The sequence below is a fragment of the Nonomuraea sp. B1E8 genome, assembly GCF_039871515.1.
Lineage (GTDB): Bacteria > Actinomycetota > Actinomycetes > Streptosporangiales > Streptosporangiaceae > Nonomuraea.
Genome location: NZ_JBDPLS010000005.1, coordinates 487,869 through 504,301, shown reverse-complemented (window position 1 = coordinate 504,301; position 16,433 = coordinate 487,869). Strand labels below are relative to the sequence as shown.

Here is a 16,433-nt window from a genome sequence, read left to right as displayed (position 1 = left end):
TTACCGGGAACCCCCCGGCCCGTCGCCGGGGTGAGAGGCCAGCGGGTTGGGCAGCGTGGTCCACCGGTCGCCGGGCGGCGCGTCGTCGAGCTGGGCGAGCAGGTGGGCCTTCACCGTGATGTGCGTACCGAACACGGCGTCGCGGTCGGCGCGCGTGTCCGGCGTGCCGGGCAGCTCGTCGAACGCCTCGCGCGCGGCGGCGGCCACGACGTCCCACAACGTCGCCTCCGCAGCGCGGTCACGTCGTCCGAGCAGCGCGACCAGGCTGCCGAACGTGGTGCCGACGAGCGAGCCGAGCAGCTTGCCGTGCAGCACGTCCGGGTCGTCGGTGAGCAGCCTGGGGCTGACGGGCGGGGTCTCGATCCCGTTGCGGGCGAGCCGGGCGGGGCTGATCCTCACGTCGGCCAGGTCCCGGTAGATCAGCCGGTACGGCAGGCCGTCACGGTCGAGCGCGACCAGCAGGTTCTGGCCGTGCGCCTCCAGCGCCACACCCAGGGCGAGCAGGCCGAGCACGTCCTCCAGCGCCAGGCGGGCGAACGCCGCCAGCCACGCGGCGGGGTCGCGGACCATCTCGCGGGTGATCGCCGCCACGGGCAGCACGGTCTCCGCGCCGGCGCGCGGTGTGGGCTCCCGCAGCATGGCCGACACGTCAGCGCTGTGCTCGCCGTCGATCCTCGCGGCGGCCCCCGCCAGGTAGCCGGCGACGGCGGGACGGCCGCCCCGCCGTCCTGACAGGGTGGCGAGCAGGCGCGACAGCGGGACGCAGTCGCGGACGGAACCGGGGGAGATGTCCCTGACGCTGGAGGTCATCCGGGTGCTGAACGCCGTCTTCACGTGCGGGCCGCCGTCCACGGGGGCGAGCGTGCGTACGGACGTCAACGGCCGGGCCGGGATCGCCCCCGTGGCGTACGGGCGCAGGCCCAGGCCGGGCAGGACATGGCGGGTCTGCCAGGGGTGCAGGGGGAGCAGCAGCCGGTCGCCGTCCATGAGCGCGGCCGGCCATGGCCCCGTCACCAGGCACGCGGCGGCGGGCAGCGCGACCAGGTCGAGGGCGACGGTGGCGCGGTGCTCCGGCATGTACGCGAGCTGCTCGGCCACGGAGACGCCGGGGCGGTTGCGGCAACCCGGATGGTAAGGATGCCCGTCGACCACGCTCTGCTCGTAGTCCTCCGGGGTGTTCAGGCCGTCGGGGCCGGCCCGGGCGGTGGCGGCCCGGGACAGGGCCAGCGAGGCGACGCTGTTGTCCAGGTCGTGGACCAGCCGGGTGGTGCCGGGAAGGGCGAGCGCGGCCAGGAGTTCGGCGGGGTGCGTGTACGGCCGGCCGTCCAGCCAGAGGGCCGGCTCGCCTTCGAGGTCGTACGGCAGCCGCGCCCGCCCCCGCAACCGCCGCCCGTCCACCAGTGCCACGCACACCTGCCCGCCCTGGCGCTCGTCCGGTTCCCCAAGGCCCGGTCGTGCGAGGCCGGGCAGGGGTTCGTACAGCAGGCTGCGCCACAGGCGGCCCAGCACGGCGGCTCGGGCGCCCGGCAGGGCGGCGGCGTAGCCCGCGGAGAGCTCCGGACGCACGAGAGCCAGCTCCGCCTCGAACGCGGCCTCCGCCTTCCGCGCGTTTCGCGTCATGTCCTCCTGGCTACCCCGCGCCAGGTTCCGCCCCGGTGGGCACGTCGAGGAGCCCGAGGCTGTCCTGCTCGCCCCTGCGTGTGATGACCTCGTTGATGGCCCGGGCGAGCCCTTGTCTGCTGTAGGCGCCCTCGGGCAGCTCGTTGAGGTGGGTGAGCAGGTCGGCGGGCAGGTTCACGTGCTGGGACACCGCCGAGTACACCTCCCGCATCGCCACCCGGTCCCGGCCGCGGAACGCCTCATCGATGGCCTGCTGCAGTTCGTCGCGCACGGCGTGGTCAGTCATCGGTGTCATCTCCTGTAGGTCCGGCGAGCAGATCCTCCGCCTGTTCCATCACCATCTCGACCGAGACGTCGCACACCCACGACCGGTCGTGGGGGCAGCGCTCCGCGGCCGGGTCCACGCCGCTCGCGCCGCATTGCGGGCAGGCCGTGGTCCAGGAGATCAGCGGGCGGTGCCGGGTCCTGCTCAGCGGCCCGGCGTTGATGAGGTTGCCGCACCAGTAGACGCCGACGGTGGGCGTGCCGACGGCGGCGGCCAGGTGGCGCGGGCCCGTGTCGTTGGACACCAGCAGGTCGCAGCGCTCGTACAGCGCGGCCAGCCCGCCGATGCCGAGCGCGCCGACGACGGCGACGGCGGGCCGCCGCATCGCCTCGACCACGCCCAGCACCAGGTCCTCCTCCTCGCGGGTGCCCGTCACCACGACCGGCCTGCCCAGCCGGTCGGCGACCTCGGCGAAGCGCTCCACGGGCCAGCGCCGCCGCGGGTCGCGCGCGCCCGGATGCACGGCCACCAGCCCGGGCGGCGGCTCGCCGAGCAGCTCCGTCGCCTCGGCGCGGTCGGCCGCGGTGAGCGCCAGCCGCGGCTCCAGCCCGCCTGCGACCCCGCCGACCAGCGCGGCGACCTGCAGGAAGCGCAGCGTCTCGTGGTGGTAGTCGGTGTACGGCACCCAGCGGTCCAGCCGTTCGGCGCCGGGGGCGCGCATCCCCGCGGTCACCCTGGCGTCCAGCCGGCGCACGAACGGGTTGGAGTAGCGGCCGCCGCCGTGGATCTGCACCGCCAGGTCGAACCGGCGCCTGCGCAGCCGCTCGCACAACTTGTCGGGCGCGGCGTGCCCTGGCTCGGCCGTGGACACGCCCGAGATGGGCGGCAGCGCCACCACGTCGTCCACGGGCCCCGGCCGGCCCGCCAGGAACGCGGCGTGCCACGGCATGCCCAGCAGCGTCAGGTGCGCGCCGGGGTAGGCCCGCTTGAGCGCCTCCAGCGCCGGCACGGCCAGCAGGAAGTCGCCGAGGGCGTTGGCCCGCAGCACCGCGATCCGTTCCACCCCGCCGACCAGCGCCGTCATGGCGCCTCCCGTACGGAGGCTGCCGGGCGCGTGGTGCGAAGGGTGTGCATAGCCGCCTGGCTACCCCGAGACGTTAGGCCCGTAACACCCGGCCAAATACTCCATCGCGGGTTTGACCTGGCCTTTTGCTGGTATGCGCCTCTCATGGGCACAGAGCGGGTCATCAGCGCCGCGGTGGTCGGCGACGTCATGCTCGACTCGTGGCTGTACGGCTCGGCCAAGCGCCTGGCGCAGGAGGCGCCGGTGCCCGTGATGAGCCTGGAGACCACCGTGGTCGCGCCGGGCGGCGCCGGCAACACCGCCGCCAACCTGGTCGCGCTGGGCGCCCGCGTCCGGCTCGTCGGCGTCGTGGGCGACGACGAGTGCGGCGAGACCCTGGTGCGCTCGCTCCAGCTGCGCGGCGTCGGGACGGACCTGCAGACGGTGCCGGGGCGGCGTACCGCGCACAAGCGGCGACTGGTCACCGGCGGCCAGCTCACCGCGCGCTACGACGAGGAGGACCTCGACGGCATCTCCGGCCACGCGGAGCGGCGGCTGCTCGGGCGGCTGGCCGGCGCCGTGGCGGGGGCCGACGTGGTCGTCGCGTGCGACTACGGGGGCGGCGTGTTCACCCCGGCCGTGCGCCGGGCGCTCGCCGGAGCACCCTCGCTGGTGGTGGACGCGCACGCGGTGGCGGCGTGGCGGGAGTGCGCGCCGGCCGCGGTGCTCCCGAACTTCGCCGAGGTCGTACGCCTGCTCGACGACGGTGTGGAGCCCCGCGACCGGCCGGCGTACCTGGCGGCCCGGTCGGAGCGGCTGCTGGAGCTGACCGGGGCCGGGGTCGTGGTGACCACGCTGGACGGGGAGGGCACGCTGCTGCACAGGCGCGGCCTGCCGCCGTACCGGACCTACGCCAGGCCCGCGCCGCAGCACATGGCGACGGGCGCGGGCGACACCTACACCGCCGCGTTCGCGCTCTGGCTGGCGGGCGGAGCCTCGCCCGAGGACGCCGCGGAGGCGGGCCAGGCGGCGGCCGGCGTCGTCGTACGGCGCCAGGGGACGGCCGTCTGCACCCGCCACGAGCTGATGCGCGCGCTGCGCCGCCACGAGGGGACGGTCCAGACGGCGGAGAGCCTCGCCCAGCTGCTGGACGAGCACCGGCGCAGGGGCGAGCGGGTGGTGTTCACCAACGGCTGCTTCGACGTGCTGCACCGGGGGCACGTGACCTACCTGGAGGAGGCGGGGCGGCTCGGCGACGTGCTCGTGGTGGCCGTCAACAGCGACGCCGGGGTGGCCCGGCTGAAGGGCCCTGGACGCCCGGTCAACCCGTGCGAGGACCGCATGTCGGTGCTGGCGGCGCTGAACGACGTCGACTACGTGACCGAGTTCGACGAGGACACGCCGGAGCGGCTGCTCAGGATGATCCGGCCCGAGGTCTACGTCAAGGGCGGCGACTACACCCCCGAGATGCTCACGGAGGCCCCGCTGGTGCGTTCGCTGGGCGGCGAGGTGCGCGTGCTCGGGTACGTCCGCGACCGGTCGTCCACCGCGATCATCGGCCGCATGCGGGCGGTGCCCTGAGGTTTGGCGGGCTCGCCGTTCGGTAGACGGCAGCGCATGACACAGACCCTTCCGGCCGGCCCTGACCTGCGTACGGACGCCGAGCCCCGGCGGAGGCCCGAGCCCCGGCGCAGGCCGGTCAGGCGGGCCGCCGCCCGTGGCGCGATCGCGTCCATGGCGATGTCGGGCACCAGGCAGTTCACCACCGCGCTCGGGCTGGTCGCGAAGACGCCGCCGGAGTCGGTGATCGAGCGGACCGCTCCCCGGATGTTCCACGAGATCCCGGTCGAGCGCCGCCCGGCCCTGGTGGAGGCGGTGCACTGGACGTACGGGGCGGTCGGCGGGGCGGTCTTCGGCCTGTTGCCGAGCGCCGTGCGCCGCCGCAAGTGGGCGGGTCCCGTCTACGGGATGCTGGTCTGGGCCGCGTTCGAGACGGCCATCGCGCCCGCTCTCGGCCTGCCCCGCAGGAGGGGCACCGCCGTGGAGCGGATCGCGCTGATGGCCGACCACCTGTTGTACGGGACGGTGGTGGGCGCCTCACCGTGGCCGTACCAGGACACGCCTCAGAGGTGAACCGAGAGCGCCCCGGCCAGCCACGGGCGCAGGATCGGCAGCACGGTCGCCGAGTGCATGGCGGACATGTGGTCGAGCCCGTCGAGCACCTGGACGTCCCAGCCGAGGGCTTCGAGCTCGGCCCGGTGGCGGGCCAGCGTGCCGCCGATGCTGACGTGTGTGCCGCCCCACCGCTCGTCGTAGTGGATCTCGTCGGCCGAGCCGGCGAAGCAGAGCCGCGGGCAGGAGAGCCGGACGGCCCGGTCGTCGAAGGCCTGCAACCCCTCGTAGAGGGTGACGAACTGCCGGGTCTGCTCCTCGGACGTGGACACCTCGGCCGACGACCAGTCGTACGCGTCGGTCGTTTCGGCCTTCTCCGGCTTCTCGGCCTTCTCGGGCTGGGGCGCCTGCCCGGTGGCCATCTCGTACGTCGCGTTCGTCACCCGCAACATCTCCGCGTACGGTGCCCCGTACGCGGGGAAGCCGCCCATGACGAGCGCCGAGAGCCGGTCGGTCCTGATCGCCAGCTGCAACCCGCTCACCGCCAGCCAGGAGTAGCCGTAGTACGCGAAGCGCTCGGCTCCCGCGGCGTCGGCCACGGCCACCAGGTCGGCCGCGACGGCGGCGGGCGTGAGCGTGGCGGGTTTGGGGGTGGCCATGACGTGGCCCTGGTAGTCGAAGGCGATGACCTGGAAGGCGTCGCCGAGGCCGTCGATGAGCGAGCGCCCGAGCGCCGGGTCGGCGCCCCACTTCCGCATCTCGTCGGCCTGCTCGCCCTCGACGGGGCGCGGGTCGACGGGCAGCAGCAGGGCAGGGCCCGAGCCGTGCACCTCCACGTCGATGGTGCTTCCGTCGTGCAACGTCGCCTTGGGCATCGCGGGCTCCTCGCTGATTCGATACGCCGTAAAGTGTTGTCTCGGCGAGAATAGCTTATGACGTAAAGAGTCTCAACGGGTTGGGGACGGGCACGCACCTCATGTCGCCGCCGTCGGCGCCCAGCCAGCGCAGCGTGAGATTGGCCTTGGCCGGCACGTACGAAGCCGACAGCAGGTCGCGCAGCTCCCCGGGGTCGCCGTGGTCCCTGCCCGCGGCGGCGAACACGGCCCTGGCCCGCGCCCACAGCTCGGCGCGCAGCCCCGGATGGCGGGCCGCGACCGAGCCGGCGATCTCCCGCAGGTGGTTGGTCACCAGGCAGTACACCAGCCGCTCCCAGGCGTAGGAACGGCTCACCAGCGGCGCGTCCCGGAGCGCGGGATGCCGGTCCGCGACCAGCTTGACGCCCTCGTGGTCGCGGAAGACGGCCTGCGCGGGCATGCCCTGCCCGTCCACCGCGACCAGCACGTTCTGCAGGTGGCATTCGAGCACCACGCCGTGGCGCAGGTAGGCGTGCAGGAGCGGGGGCACCACGTGGTCGAGGTAGGCGCCCCACCAGGCCAGCGCCTGCTCCTCGCCCAGCCCGTCGAGCGGGTTGCCGGGAAACCCTTCGGCGATCGCCGCCGACAGCAGCGGCGTCAGCCCGGGACGAACGTGCTCGCGCAGCCCGTCGCGGACGATCACGGCCAGCCCTTCGCCGCCGTCCGAGCCCAGCCGGGCGCTGCGGTACCCCCGGTCGCGCAGCACGGCCGGGCGCGGCAGGTGACAGGGCAGGTCGTCGAAGGCCCGGTCCAGCGCGTCGGCCACCACGGGCAGGCGGCGCAGATCGCGCAGCCACAGCCGGCGGACGTCGTTCGTGATCCGCACGTCCAGGCTGAACTTGCAGAACAGGTCCGCCTCCGGCAGGTACACCGTGCGGATCGACGCGGTCGGCACGGCCACGGCCGCCGTGACCCCGAGGCGGCGCAGCCGCCCGCCGCGCAGGCCGCCCAGCAACTCCACCTGCCAGGGGTGAGCGGGCAACGCCACCAGCCTGCCGGGCCCGGGGGGCGTGAACCCGAGGAGGTCGAGGCCAGTGGTGTCGCCCTCCTCCACCAGGTCCTCGGCGGGGACGCCGAGCAGCGTCAGGGCGAAGCTCGCGTGCGCCTCCGGCGAGTACCGCAGCCACGCCTCCGGCCCCGACCCGCCGCGCGCCTTGGGCGCGGGATGGTAGCGGTGGCCCGCCACCAGGGCCTGCTCCGAGCGCAGGTACGGGTCCGCGGGCGGCACGGCGGTCCGCCTGGCGGCCAGCAGCGCGGCCGTGACGTCCCGGCTGTGCAGGATCTCGGCGGGCAGCGTGTCGTTGCCGACCCCCGTGCCGGCGCGCAACTCGGCGGAGGCCAGCGCGACCAGCTCGGCCAGCGTCAGCTCGCGCCAGCCGCCGGGCGTGCGCAGGGCGGGCCTGCCGGGGTGGCGTCCGTTCCGGACCCGCAGGACGCGGCCGGTCGCGGGGAGCAGGTACGCCCCGGGTTCCGGGCCGTCAGGCCTGGCCACCTCGCGCAGCAGGCAGTTGAGCAGCGCCGTCACCGCGAGGTCGTCGGCGTCCGCCCCTGCCTCGCCGTGCCCGGCCGACGGGAGGAGGCCGTCAGTGATTGCCATGGCGAGCTTCTCCTACCGTTCATCCAGCATCCCCCGGTCGGCCCCCGGAACCCGGGGCCTGCCCCAGGCACCTGCCCCGGCGGCGGGGTCTCACGACCGGCTATCAGCCCCGCCTCACCTATTTGGACCAATCGTTCTTGAATGTGCTAGCCTGGCGGCATGGCGAGGAGCAAGGAGTTCAACCCGGACGTCGCGTTGCAGAAGGCGCTGGACCTCTTCTGGGAGCGCGGCTACGAGGCGACGTCGATGGCCGACCTCGTCGAGCACCTGGGCGTCGCGCGGGCGAGCATCTATGCCACGTTCGGCGGCAAGCGGGAGCTCTACCTGCGGGCGCTGGAGCGCTACCTCGCGCAGCGCGACGTCGTCGGGCCGCTGGCCCAGCCGGGGCCCGCGCTGCCCGCCATCCGGGCGTTCCTCGACGCCTACGTCGCCGAATGCCTGGCCGACGAGCTGCGAAGAGGCTGCATGGTGGTGAACACGGCGGTGGAGTTCGCCGCGCGCGACGCGGCCATGTCGGCGAAGGTGGCGGCGAGCTGGGCGGAGCTGGAGACCGCGATCGCCGCGGCCCTCGTCAGGGCGCGGGCCCAGGGCGAGATCCCCGCGGAGAAGGACCCGCACGCGCTGGCCAGGTTCCTGCTCGTGCTGCTGCAGGGCGTCAGGGTGCTCGGCAGGGCCGACCCCGATCCGCACCGGCGGCTTCGTGACGCGGTCGATCAGGCGATGAACGTCATCCACATTTGAGAACGATTGGTATGGAATAATGACAGAACGTTTCGCAGGCAAGGTCGCGCTCGTCACGGGCGCGAGCGGGGTCGTCGGCCGTGCGGCCGCGCTGGCGTACGCGAGGGAGGGTGCGGCGGTGCTGCTCGCGGGCCGCGACCCCGGGCGGCTGGCCGAGGTCGTGCGGCAGATCGAGGCGGATGGGGGGCGGGCCGGGGCGTTCACGCTCGACGTCACCAGGTCCGCAGAGGTCGCCGCCATGGTGGAGGCGGCCGTCACGCGGTTCGGGCGGCTCGACGTGGCGTTCAACGCGGCCGGGATCTTCGGCACGCTGGCGCCGGTGGCCGGCTATGACGAGGACGTCTGGGACGACGTGCTGGCGGTCAATCTCAAGGGCGTGTTCCTGTCGATGAAGCACGAGATCGCGCACATGCGCGCGCACGGCGGTGGCGTCATCGTCAACGTCGCCTCCAACCTCGGCGCCCACTGGCGGTTGCCCGGGGCCGGCGCCTATGTCGCGTCGAAGGCGGCCGTGAGCCACCTGACGCGCACGGCGGCCCTCGAATACATCGCGGAGGGCGTACGCATCAACGCCCTCAGCCCAGGCCCGATCGACTCGCCCATGTCCACGCTGCCCGGCGAGACCCCCGAGGAGCGGGACATCCGCATGAAGGACGCGCTGCCGATCGGCCGGGTCGCGGCCCCCGACGAGATCGCCGCCGCGGCGCTGTGGTTGTCGTCGCCCGAGTCGTCGTTCGTCGTGGGCCACGACCACGTGATCGACGGTGGCGCCACAGCCTGACCTGCTCAGGAGGTCTGGAAGTCCGCCAGGTTCTCCTTCGTCACCACCTTCACCGGCACCGCCACCGTCTTCTGCACCGTCTCGCCCTTGGCGACCTGCACGGCGGCCTCCACCGCCTGCCGGCCGAGCAGCTTGGGCTGCTGCGCGACGGTGGCGGCCATGGTGCCGGCCTGCACGGCCTTCAGCGCGTCCGGCGTGCCGTCGAAGCCGACCACCTTGACCTGCTGCCCGGCCCTGGCCCCCAGCGCCTTGATCGCGCCCAGCGCCATCTCGTCGTTCTCCGCGAACACGCCGGTGATGCCGGGATGCGACTGGATCAGGTTGGTCATGACGTCCAGCCCCTTGGTCCTGTCGAAGTCGGCCGGCTGCTTGGCGACGACCTTGATGTTGGGGTACGCCGCGATGCCCTGCGTGAACCCCTGGCCGCGGTCGCGCGAGGCGGACGTGCCCGGCGTGCCCTGGAGCACGGCCACCTGGCCCTTCTCGCCGAGCTGCTTGGCCAGCTCCTGCGCGGCCATTTTGCCGCCCGCCACGTTGTCGGAGGCCACCGTCTGCGCCACCTCGGCGCCGTTGACGCCGCGGTCGGCCGCGACGACCGGAATGTCGACCCGCTCCGCCGCCTTCACCGCCGGGGCGGCCGCGTCGGAGTCGACCGGGTTGATGATGATCGCCTTCATGTTCTGGCTGGTGAAGTTCTGGACCTGGTTCACCTGCTGGGACGCGTCGTTCTGGGCGTCGGTGACGGTGAGCGTGGCCCCGAGCCTCTTCGCCTCGGCCTGAGCGCCGTCGCGCAGCTGGACGAAGTACGGGTTGTTCAGCGTCGACACCGACATGCCGAGCTTCAGCTCGCCCTCCTGAGTGCCGCCGCCCCCGCCCTCGCCGGCCGAGCCGCACGCGGCCAGCCCGAGCACGGCCGCGGCCACGATGATCGCGGGACTGCGCATGATGTATCCCCTCCTAGGTGGTTCCCCTGCGCCGCAGGGTGTCGACGAGGACCGCGAGCGCGATCACCACGCCGATCACGACCTGCTGCCAGAACGCCGAAACCGACAGCAGGTTCAGCCCGTTGCGCAACACGGCCAGGATGAGCGCCCCGACGAGCGTGCCGAGCGCCCTGCCCTTCCCGCCGGACAGACTCGCGCCGCCGATCACCACGGCCGCGATCGCGTCGAGCTCGTAGCCCGCCGCCGCCTGCGGCTGCGCCGAGGCCAGGCGGCTGGCCAGCACGATCCCGGCCACCGCGGCGAAAGCCCCGGACAGCGCGTATGTGATGAGCAGCTGCCGGCCCACCTTGATCCCCGACAGCCGCGCGGCCTCCTCGTTGCCGCCGATGGCGTACATGGCGCGGCCCGTATAGGTCCTGTTGAGGATCACCGCCGCGATCACGCCCATGACGACCATCACGATCAGGGGGATCGGCAGGTAGGTCCCGATCGTGCCGCCCAGCTCCGACACGGCGTCGGGCATCGCGATCGGGCTGCCCTCCGAGACGACCAGGGCCAGGCCGCGGGCGATGCCGAGCATGGCCAGCGTGGCGATGAACGGCGGAAGCTTGCCGTACGCGATGAGGGCCGCGCTGACCAGCCCGCACGCGACGCCGACCGCGAGCGACACCAGCGTGGCCAGCGGCCACGGCAGCCCGGCCGAGGTGGCGGTCCAGGCGAGGGAGATCGCCGACAGCGCCGCGACGGACCCGACGGACAGGTCGATGCCGCCCGTAACGATCACGAACGTCGACCCGAACGCCAGGATCGCCGTGACGGCGGCCTGGACGCCGACGTTGAGCAGGTTCGTCAGGCTCAGGAAGTCGGCCGACAGCAGCGACAGCGCCACGACCAGCACCACGAGCGCGACCACGGCGCCGTTCTCGGCCAGCCACGCGGCGACCGGTGAGCGGCGGGGGAGCACGTCAGCGGACATGGGAGGCCTCCATGGTCGCGAGCGCCATCACGTCGTCCTGCGTCGCCTCGGTGGCGCGCAGCTCGCCCACGAGCCGCCCCCGCGCCATGACGAGGATCCGGTCGCTCATCCCGAGCACCTCCGGCAGGTCACTGGAGATCATGAGCACCGCGTCGCCGGCGGCGGTGAGCGCGTTGACCAGCTGGTAGATCTCGACCTTGGCCCCGACGTCGACGCCGCGCGTCGGCTCGTCGAGGATGAGCACCTTCGCGTTCGCCGCCAGCCACTTGCCGATGACCACCTTCTGCTGGTTGCCACCGGAGAGCGTGCGCACCTCCTGGCTCAGCCCGGTCATCCGGATGCCGAGCTGCTCGGCCACCCTGGCGGCTGTCCTGCGCAGGCCCGGCCGGTCCACGAACCCGGCCCGCGTGGCGTCGCGCATGGTGACCAGGCCCAGGTTCTCGGCGACGTCCGCGCCCAGCACCAGGCCCTGGGCCTTGCGGTCCTCGGGGACCAGGCCGAGCCCGGCCTCCATGGCGGCGTGCACGTCGCCGGGCGGCAGCCGCCGGCCGCGTACGGACACCTGGCCCGCGTCGTAACGGTCGGCGCCGAACACCGCCCGCGCCACCTCCGTGCGGCCCGCCCCCACGAGCCCCGCCATGCCGACGACTTCGCCGGCCCGCACCTCGAACGACACGTCGTCGAACACGCCCCGCCGGGTCAGCCCGCGCACCTCCAGCAGCGGCTCCCCGCGCTCGGCCGGCCGATCCGGAGCGGAGCGCGGGTACTGCTGGTCGATGGGCCGCCCGACCATCAGGCCGACCAGCTCGTCCCGCCGGGTGTTCGCCGGAACCTCGGCCACGGACCTGCCGTCACGCAGCACGGTCACCCGGTCGCCGATGTCGGCGATCTCCTCCAGGTGGTGGGTGATGAACACGACGGCCACGCCCTCGTCACGCAGTTGCCTGACGATCGCGAACAGCCTGGCCACCTCGCTCGTGGTGAGCACCGCGGTCGGCTCGTCCATGATCAGGATGCGCGCGTCCAGCGCCAGCGCCTTGGCGATCTCCACCATCTGCATGCGCGCGATGCCCAGCCTGGCGGTCGGCGTGCGCGGGTCCACGTCCACGCCGACCCGTTCGAGCAGCGTGCGGGCCTGCTGCTCCATACTCCTGACGTCGACGAACCCGAACCTGCGCGGCGGGCGGCCGAGCGCCAGGTTCTCCGCCACCGTGAGCTGCGGGACGAGGTTGAACTCCTGGTAGATGGTCGCGATGCCGAGCCGCTGCGCGTCGCCCGCCGAGCGGATGTGCACCTGCCTGCCGTCCATGAGCACCCGGCCGCCGTCCGGATGGTAGGCCCCGGACAGGATCTTGATCAGCGTGCTCTTGCCCGCGCCGTTCTCGCCCAGCAGGACGTGCACCTCACCGGTGCGCAGGCTCAGGTCGACGCCGTCGAGCGCGACCACGCCGGGGAACGTTTTCCGCAGCCCCTCGGCCCTGAGAATCTCGTGGCTCACACAGGAGCCCTTTCCGCTCAGGAGAGCGACGAACCAAAAGGTGCACCGCAGAGCCAGGACCGGGCCACTATGTAGACATAATCGATCGCATCTGCATGAACAGGACGTCAGAGATCACCGAGATGGGAGAGTCGATATGCCCTTGCCGCCCAACCCCAGCGAAGACGCCAGCTACATGGAGCAGGTCTTCGAGCAGACTGAGACAGCGCTGAGCCGGCTGCGCCATGCCAAGCACCTGGTCGAAGAGGTCAAGGGAACGGGCGCGGCCGCCCAAGGGCTTGTCTGCGCGATGGCCGACAGCAGCGGCTCCCTGATCAAGGTCGATGTCAACCCGCGGGCACTCCGTTTCAGCGTGGAGGTACTCGGCCGTGAGGTCACCCAGGCCATCCGGCTGGCGCAGCAGGACGCCTCGCAACGCACCGATGAGATCATCGAGGAAGCGGCCGCCTCGGTGGTAATACCCCAGCCGTTGGACGAGAAGTTTGTCCGCGAACGGGTCGAGGTCGCAGCCAGCGACATTTACCGGCAGTCATGATGTTCGGATACGACGTCGATCCAAGTGACATCCGTCAAGGGGATATCGCCAAGGCCGAGGCTCAGCTCGACAGGTTCAGAGAACTGCTCGCGGACCGGGAGGAGGAGTTGGCGGAGATCGTCGGCACAGGCGAAGGCGATCGGGGGCACGTGCGCGCGACCGTGGCGTCCGATGGCCGGGTGATCGAAGTGATCCTCGATCCTCGCGCGGTCAAAGGCGGCAGCGAGGCCTTGTCGGAACAGATCCTCCTGGCGGTGCACCGGGCCCAGCAGAATGCTCAGCGACAGGTCGAAAGCCATCTCCACGAGACGCTGCAAGAGGCACTCCCCGGTACGTCTATCGACCTCACGGCCGTCTACCAGCAAGCGAGGAAAATTCTGGACTGAAGCAAGCACCTGTCCCTTGCGTCACATTAGGTGGCTATCATTTCGTTATGAGTTCGGTTGAAGCGAGCAGGACGATGCTAGAACAGCAGGCGTCGCACGTAGGTAGTTATGCCGCAGAGCACGAAGCGGCAGCACAACGGCTGCGAGAGTGCGGCGTCGAATCGTGGGGGCCTGACCCCATCTTCTCGGCTTTGAACAAGCTGTGGTCCGACTGCTGCCATTCCATGGTCGCAGCCAGAGACGCCGCGTCAGGCGTGATGTACGGCACGGGAGATGGCATCGTCCGGACGTCTCGTAACATTGAGGCTGCGGAGCATGCCAACCGGATGCCGGAGATCGGCTGATGGCCATCATGCTGCCGCCGGCGCTGCAGACGGTCAGCGACCTGTCGGGCGTGTGGTTTCCTGACGTCAACGAGGACATCATTCACGCCCATGGCGATGTCGCCCGTGCCGCCAACGCCGGCGCCGAGATGGGGGCCAGCGGGACCGACAGCACCGTGCGGAGCACGTCCGACTCATACAAGGGCGAGGGGGCCACCCAGCTCCAGAGCTACTGGCAGGGGACCGGCAACGAGACCGGCCACATGGCACAAATCTCCTCTGCGGCCAGGATCGCGCCGGTGGCGTTGGACGGCATCGCGAGCGTGGCGACGGGCACGAAAGTAGCAGTTGGCACGGTCTTGTCCGCGGCTGCAATCCGCCTGGCCTACAACTCATTGCTCGGCCCTTCTGCCGGGCTGGCGAACGTACAGACGCTGCTCGCCACCCGGAACGCTGGCATGAGGATCGTGCGAGAGGTTGCGGAAGGCATCGAGAAGCGTCTCGGTCCCGGGATGATCGAGCGGCTGAAGGGGCCCGTGGACCGCGCGGCGGAGAAGCTGCGCCTCCCCGGAGGGCCAGGTAGTCCGGCGTTCGCGGGTGTTGGCCGTGCTCCGATACCGCCTTCGAGAGTAGGGAACGCCTTCGACGAGAGCCCTGGAATCCTGCAGCGCAAGGGCGGCCGCGGCGGCGGCCGCGGCCGTACGGAGGCCAGTCAGGGACTTAGCCCGGCAGAGCAGGCGGCAGTGGAGGCGAGAAAAGCGGGAAAACCTTTTGACCGCAAGGCCTACAACAGTGCGAAGAGGAAGGGCATTAGGGAAGAAAAGTTCGAAGGCGGACGGAATGCGCAGAAGCGCGGTAGGGGCGACGGTCAAGGCAGCGACGACCAAACACCGCCCAAGAAGGAAAGCCGGAGGGAGAGGAAAAAGCGGGAGGAACAAGAGCGTAGGGAACGGGAGAACGGCGGCAACATCGCCGACCAAGGGTACAACTCCCCCACGCACAATCCTGACGGAACGAGGAGGTGGTAGCGGCAGATGCGGACGCAACCACGCTGCTGTGCTCCGGTCGAGTGCTTCCTCACGCACCTAACCGACGACATCGCTCAGCGGTCGTCGAGAACCTCGTCAGATTTCCCGACAGCGGTGTTGACCTTATCTTGCCGACGGCGGTCACGAGGAAGAGCAGGCTGACTTGGACGCCAAGAACTCAGGGCGACCTTATGCCCGCAGGCTGTTCACTCGCGCGATGCAGAAGGCGAAGAGGGAAAAGAGAATCCAGGGCGACCGGATGCGCAGAAGCGCGGACGGAAGGGAAGAAGGAGTAGATGGCTGACCAGGTCGGGTACCGAACGCAGCACTTCTCGCTGAACAACCCGCAGGGCGAGGGGCAGGAGGACGTGCCCATGTTGCTGCGCAGGCTCGCCGCCACTCTGGAGGAAATGGGCAGCATCGAGATCCGCGATCTGGTCTTTCACACCGATACCGACGACGAGGGTGATCCATGGCCCTTCATGACGGTCTACTTCGACAACGAGTCGGAGGAGCCGCCGGCCGGCTGAGCCTGGCGGCTCATGGTCGTGACGTGGGGAAGGACGCCTCGACGCGGAAGCCGCCGTCGGCGTCCTGGCCGATCTCCATGGTGCCGCCGGCCAGCTCCACGTGCCGGCACAGGTCGAGCAGGCTCATGCCGGGGTCGCTGACGGCGACCCAGGCGTCCGGCCTGCCGGGGGTGTTGCGCACGCTCAGCCGTACCGCTCCGGGCCGGTAGCTCACCTGCACCCGCGCGTCCGCGCCGGGGGCGTGCTTGCGCACGTTCGTCAGGGCCTCCCGCACCAGCAGGTACGCCGCCCGCCCCACCACGCCCGGCACCGGCGCGGGCGTGCCGGTCACCGCCAGCTCGACGGGCACCCCCGCGCAGGCCGACTCGGTGATCAGCGGCCGCAGGTCGGGCAGCGGCAACCCCAGGTCGAAGCCCTCTCCCGATGTGCGCCGCAGCAGCGCCACCATGTGGCGCAGTTCGTCCAGCGCCTCACAGCCCGTCGCCCGCAGTTCCTCGGCCGCCGTCCGCACCCGCTCGTCGGGCGCGCTCATGGCCAGCATCCCGGCCTGCAGCACCATCCGGCTCACGCGATAGGTGACCACGTCGTGCATCTCGCCCGCCAGCCGTTCGCGCTCGATCCGCTCGGCCCGTTCCGCCTGCCCGCGCCGGATCCGGGCCTGGGCGGCGGTGTACATCCCGTACATGACCGCGAGCGCGATCACCGTCTCGGTACGCAGGACGAGGGGCATCCGGTGGGGCAGCGCCAGCACGGCGAGGGCCAGGACGATCACCGGCAGCCACCGCACCACCCCGCGATCCCGGTCGCTGGCGAACGCCATCGCGCCGTACGCGGCGAACGCGGCCGTGGGCGGCCAGAGCGGCGCACCCACGGGCGGGACCGCGGCGGGCGCCGCGAACACGAGAAGCACCGGCGGGGCGAGCGCCGTGCCCGCGCTGATCCACGCGACCGTGAGCGGGGCTCTGCGCATCCAGAGCAGCGACAGCGCCGGCGCCATCAGGAGCGCCAGCGCCAGACCCTGGTAGCCGGTCGCCGCGGTCAGGCCTGCCGCGACGATGACCGCGATCGCGTCGATCGGCCGCGGGCGGACTCCGTCCACCGGCTCATCGTACGGTCGCGG

18 protein-coding genes are annotated in these 16,433 nt (G+C 71.9%); 9 read left to right on the top strand and 9 right to left on the bottom strand.

Annotated features, from left to right (window positions below):
* Genes ABGA98_RS20275 through ABGA98_RS20265 form a run of 3 tightly spaced genes read right to left on the bottom strand, consistent with a single transcriptional unit; the run spans position 1 to position 2,969 of the window.
* Positions 1-1,620 (bottom strand): IucA/IucC family protein, encoded by a 1,620-nt coding sequence (locus tag ABGA98_RS20275; RefSeq protein WP_347619897.1) that lies wholly within the window; start codon positions 1,618-1,620, stop codon positions 1-3.
* Positions 1,621-1,630: 10 nt separating this feature from the next.
* Complete coding sequence (locus tag ABGA98_RS20270) at positions 1,631-1,906, bottom strand: hypothetical protein (protein WP_347619896.1); 276 nt, start codon at positions 1,904-1,906, stop codon at positions 1,631-1,633.
* Positions 1,899-2,969: a glycosyltransferase family 9 protein gene (locus ABGA98_RS20265; RefSeq protein ID WP_347619895.1), complete on the bottom strand. Its 1,071-nt coding sequence runs from the start codon at positions 2,967-2,969 to the stop codon at positions 1,899-1,901. The genes ABGA98_RS20270 and ABGA98_RS20265 overlap by 8 nt, the downstream gene beginning before the upstream one ends.
* Positions 2,970-3,113: 144 nt before the next feature.
* On the opposite strand from ABGA98_RS20265, the gene rfaE2 reads away from it, so the two are divergent.
* Together rfaE2 and ABGA98_RS20255 are read left to right on the top strand one after the other, a co-directional pair.
* Positions 3,114-4,529 (top strand): D-glycero-beta-D-manno-heptose 1-phosphate adenylyltransferase, encoded by a 1,416-nt coding sequence (gene rfaE2, locus ABGA98_RS20260; protein ID WP_347619894.1) that lies wholly within the window; start codon positions 3,114-3,116, stop codon positions 4,527-4,529.
* Positions 4,530-4,565: 36 nt separating this feature from the next.
* Positions 4,566-5,081, top strand: coding sequence for a hypothetical protein (locus ABGA98_RS20255; protein WP_347619893.1), 516 nt, complete (start codon positions 4,566-4,568; stop codon positions 5,079-5,081).
* On the opposite strand, the gene ABGA98_RS20250 is transcribed toward ABGA98_RS20255, so the two are convergent.
* Both ABGA98_RS20250 and ABGA98_RS20245 read right to left on the bottom strand, forming a co-directional pair.
* Positions 5,072-5,935, bottom strand: a complete 864-nt coding sequence (locus ABGA98_RS20250; RefSeq protein WP_347619892.1) for an alpha/beta hydrolase — start codon at positions 5,933-5,935, stop codon at positions 5,072-5,074. The genes ABGA98_RS20255 and ABGA98_RS20250 overlap by 10 nt on opposite strands.
* A gap of 55 nt (positions 5,936-5,990) precedes the next feature.
* On the bottom strand, positions 5,991-7,571 hold the full coding sequence (locus ABGA98_RS20245; protein ID WP_347619891.1) for an IucA/IucC family protein: 1,581 nt from the start codon (positions 7,569-7,571) through the stop codon (positions 5,991-5,993).
* A 159-nt stretch (positions 7,572-7,730) separates the two neighbouring features.
* Between ABGA98_RS20245 and ABGA98_RS20240 the strand changes: the two genes are divergently transcribed.
* Together ABGA98_RS20240 and ABGA98_RS20235 are read left to right on the top strand one after the other, a co-directional pair.
* A complete protein-coding gene (locus ABGA98_RS20240; RefSeq protein ID WP_347619890.1) occupies positions 7,731-8,312 on the top strand; it encodes a TetR family transcriptional regulator in 582 nt (193 codons plus the stop codon).
* A gap of 19 nt (positions 8,313-8,331) precedes the next feature.
* Complete coding sequence (locus ABGA98_RS20235; protein WP_347619889.1) at positions 8,332-9,093, top strand: SDR family oxidoreductase; 762 nt, start codon at positions 8,332-8,334, stop codon at positions 9,091-9,093.
* Positions 9,094-9,098: 5 nt separating this feature from the next.
* Here the strand turns inward: ABGA98_RS20235 and ABGA98_RS20230 are convergent, their stop codons facing one another.
* Genes ABGA98_RS20230 through ABGA98_RS20220 form a run of 3 tightly spaced genes read right to left on the bottom strand, consistent with a single transcriptional unit; the run spans position 9,099 to position 12,511 of the window.
* Entirely contained in the window at positions 9,099-10,037 is a 939-nt protein-coding gene (locus ABGA98_RS20230; protein WP_347619888.1) for a D-ribose ABC transporter substrate-binding protein, read from the bottom strand.
* 13 nt (positions 10,038-10,050) lie between these two features.
* Entirely contained in the window at positions 10,051-11,013 is a 963-nt protein-coding gene (locus ABGA98_RS20225) for an ABC transporter permease (RefSeq protein WP_347619887.1), read from the bottom strand.
* Positions 11,003-12,511, bottom strand: a complete 1,509-nt coding sequence (locus tag ABGA98_RS20220; RefSeq protein WP_347619886.1) for a sugar ABC transporter ATP-binding protein — start codon at positions 12,509-12,511, stop codon at positions 11,003-11,005. Before ABGA98_RS20220 ends, ABGA98_RS20225 begins: the two co-directional genes overlap by 11 nt.
* A gap of 136 nt (positions 12,512-12,647) precedes the next feature.
* Between ABGA98_RS20220 and ABGA98_RS20215 the strand changes: the two genes are divergently transcribed.
* The 5 genes from ABGA98_RS20215 to ABGA98_RS20195 all read left to right on the top strand — a co-directional run bounded on the left by ABGA98_RS20215 (position 12,648) and on the right by ABGA98_RS20195 (position 15,313).
* On the top strand, positions 12,648-13,046 hold the full coding sequence (locus ABGA98_RS20215) for a YbaB/EbfC family nucleoid-associated protein (RefSeq protein ID WP_347619885.1): 399 nt from the start codon (positions 12,648-12,650) through the stop codon (positions 13,044-13,046).
* The gene (locus tag ABGA98_RS20210) at positions 13,043-13,432 is read left to right on the top strand and encodes a YbaB/EbfC family nucleoid-associated protein (RefSeq protein ID WP_347619884.1); all 390 of its coding nucleotides are present in this window, start codon (positions 13,043-13,045) and stop codon (positions 13,430-13,432) included. Before ABGA98_RS20215 ends, ABGA98_RS20210 begins: the two co-directional genes overlap by 4 nt.
* 47 nt (positions 13,433-13,479) lie before the next feature.
* Positions 13,480-13,776: a hypothetical protein gene (locus ABGA98_RS20205; protein WP_347619883.1), complete on the top strand. Its 297-nt coding sequence runs from the start codon at positions 13,480-13,482 to the stop codon at positions 13,774-13,776.
* Positions 13,776-14,783 carry a hypothetical protein gene (locus tag ABGA98_RS20200; RefSeq protein ID WP_347619882.1) on the top strand — a complete coding sequence of 336 codons (1,008 nt, stop codon included), beginning with the start codon at positions 13,776-13,778 and terminating at the stop codon, positions 14,781-14,783. Before ABGA98_RS20205 ends, ABGA98_RS20200 begins: the two co-directional genes overlap by 1 nt.
* 296 nt (positions 14,784-15,079) lie before the next feature.
* Positions 15,080-15,313 carry a hypothetical protein gene (locus ABGA98_RS20195; protein WP_347619881.1) on the top strand — a complete coding sequence of 78 codons (234 nt, stop codon included), beginning with the start codon at positions 15,080-15,082 and terminating at the stop codon, positions 15,311-15,313.
* 10 nt (positions 15,314-15,323) lie between these two features.
* Here the strand turns inward: ABGA98_RS20195 and ABGA98_RS20190 are convergent, their stop codons facing one another.
* Positions 15,324-16,412 (bottom strand): histidine kinase, encoded by a 1,089-nt coding sequence (locus ABGA98_RS20190; RefSeq protein WP_347619880.1) that lies wholly within the window; start codon positions 16,410-16,412, stop codon positions 15,324-15,326.
* Between the last annotated feature and the right edge of the window lie 21 nt (positions 16,413-16,433).

Bases quoted from the DNA above. Each gene is read 5' to 3' on its own strand.
- ABGA98_RS20270 (WP_347619896.1), bottom strand. From the start codon at position 1,906: ATGACTGACCACGCCGTGCGCGACGAACTGCAGCAGGCCATCGATGAG.
- ABGA98_RS20265 (WP_347619895.1), bottom strand. From the start codon at position 2,969: ATGACGGCGCTGGTCGGCGGGGTGGAACGGATCGCGGTGCTGCGGGCC.
- ABGA98_RS20210 (WP_347619884.1), top strand. From the start codon at position 13,043: ATGATGTTCGGATACGACGTCGATCCAAGTGACATCCGTCAAGGGGAT.
- ABGA98_RS20230 (WP_347619888.1), bottom strand. From the start codon at position 10,037: ATGCGCAGTCCCGCGATCATCGTGGCCGCGGCCGTGCTCGGGCTGGCC.
- rfaE2 (WP_347619894.1), top strand. From the start codon at position 3,114: ATGGGCACAGAGCGGGTCATCAGCGCCGCGGTGGTCGGCGACGTCATG.
- ABGA98_RS20275 (WP_347619897.1), bottom strand. From the start codon at position 1,620: ATGACGCGAAACGCGCGGAAGGCGGAGGCCGCGTTCGAGGCGGAGCTG.
- ABGA98_RS20215 (WP_347619885.1), top strand. From the start codon at position 12,648: ATGCCCTTGCCGCCCAACCCCAGCGAAGACGCCAGCTACATGGAGCAG.
- ABGA98_RS20225 (WP_347619887.1), bottom strand. From the start codon at position 11,013: ATGTCCGCTGACGTGCTCCCCCGCCGCTCACCGGTCGCCGCGTGGCTG.
- ABGA98_RS20205 (WP_347619883.1), top strand. From the start codon at position 13,480: ATGAGTTCGGTTGAAGCGAGCAGGACGATGCTAGAACAGCAGGCGTCG.
- ABGA98_RS20250 (WP_347619892.1), bottom strand. From the start codon at position 5,935: ATGCCCAAGGCGACGTTGCACGACGGAAGCACCATCGACGTGGAGGTG.
- ABGA98_RS20240 (WP_347619890.1), top strand. From the start codon at position 7,731: ATGGCGAGGAGCAAGGAGTTCAACCCGGACGTCGCGTTGCAGAAGGCG.
- ABGA98_RS20235 (WP_347619889.1), top strand. From the start codon at position 8,332: ATGACAGAACGTTTCGCAGGCAAGGTCGCGCTCGTCACGGGCGCGAGC.
- ABGA98_RS20200 (WP_347619882.1), top strand. From the start codon at position 13,776: ATGGCCATCATGCTGCCGCCGGCGCTGCAGACGGTCAGCGACCTGTCG.
- ABGA98_RS20255 (WP_347619893.1), top strand. From the start codon at position 4,566: ATGACACAGACCCTTCCGGCCGGCCCTGACCTGCGTACGGACGCCGAG.
- ABGA98_RS20195 (WP_347619881.1), top strand. From the start codon at position 15,080: ATGGCTGACCAGGTCGGGTACCGAACGCAGCACTTCTCGCTGAACAAC.
- ABGA98_RS20245 (WP_347619891.1), bottom strand. From the start codon at position 7,571: ATGGCAATCACTGACGGCCTCCTCCCGTCGGCCGGGCACGGCGAGGCA.